Source organism: Micromonospora sp. NPDC004551 (genome assembly GCF_040609975.1).
Lineage (GTDB): Bacteria > Actinomycetota > Actinomycetes > Mycobacteriales > Micromonosporaceae > Micromonospora.
Window position 1 is genome coordinate 1 of the sequence record NZ_JBEXLM010000087.1, and the last position, 1226, is coordinate 1226.

The following is a 1226-nucleotide window of genomic DNA, read 5'->3' on the forward strand; positions in this document are numbered from 1 at the left end:
GACTGGAAGATTGTCCGGCGGTGTCCTACTCTCCCACACCCTCCCGAGTGCAGTACCATCGGCGCTGGAGGGCTTAGCTTCCGGGTTCGGAATGTGACCGGGCGTTTCCCCTCCGCCATGACCGCCGTAACTCTATGAACATGTCAAACACACTCTCGTGGGGTGTTCGATTGTTCAGAGTTGCACAGTGGACGCGTAGCAGCTTGGTAGTCAAGTCCTCGGCCTATTAGTACCGGTCAACTGAACCCGTTACCGGGCTTACATTTCCGGCCTATCAACCCAGTCGTCTAGCTGGGGGCCTTACCCCACAAAGTGGGTGGGATACCTCATCTTGAAGCGAGCTTCCCGCTTAGATGCTTTCAGCGGTTATCCCTTCCGAACGTAGCTAACCAGCCGTGCCCCTGGCGGGACAACTGGCACACCAGAGGTTCGTCCGTCCCGGTCCTCTCGTACTAGGGACAGCCCTTCTCAAGTATCCTACGCGCACGGCGGATAGGGACCGAACTGTCTCACGACGTTCTAAACCCAGCTCGCGTACCGCTTTAATGGGCGAACAGCCCAACCCTTGGGACCTGCTACAGCCCCAGGATGCGACGAGCCGACATCGAGGTGCCAAACCATCCCGTCGATATGGACTCTTGGGGAAGATCAGCCTGTTATCCCCGGGGTACCTTTTATCCGTTGAGCGACACCGCTTCCACATGCCAGTGCCGGATCACTAGTCCCGACTTTCGTCCCTGCTCGACCTGTCAGTCTCACAGTCAAGCTCCCTTGTGCACTTGCACTCAACACCTGATTGCCAACCAGGCTGAGGGAACCTTTGGGCGCCTCCGTTACCCTTTAGGAGGCAACCGCCCCAGTTAAACTACCCACCAGACACTGTCCCTGAACCGGATAACGGTCCGAAGTTAGATACCCAAATCAACCAGAGTGGTATTTCAAGATTGCCTCCACCCATACTGGCGTATGAGCTTCACCGGCTCCCACCTATCCTACACAAGCTAACTCAAGTACCAATGTCAAGCTATAGTAAAGGTCCCGGGGTCTTTCCGTCCTGCCGCGCGTAACGAGCATCTTTACTCGTAATGCAATTTCGCCGGGCCTGTGGTTGAGACAGTGGGGAAGTCGTTACGCCATTCGTGCAGGTCGGAACTTACCCGACAAGGAATTTCGCTACCTTAGGATGGTTATAGTTACCACCGCCGTTTACTGGCGCTTAAGTTCTC

At 55.8% G+C, this 1226-nt stretch carries 2 rRNA genes; both read right to left on the reverse strand.

Going from position 1 to position 1226, the window contains the following annotated elements:
• Window positions 1–12 precede the first annotated feature (12 nt).
• A 5S ribosomal RNA gene (gene rrf, locus ABZW14_RS34220) occupies window positions 13–129 on the reverse strand.
• A gap of 77 nt (window positions 130–206) precedes the next feature.
• A 23S ribosomal RNA gene (locus ABZW14_RS34225) occupies window positions 207–1226 on the reverse strand; the annotation flags it as partial.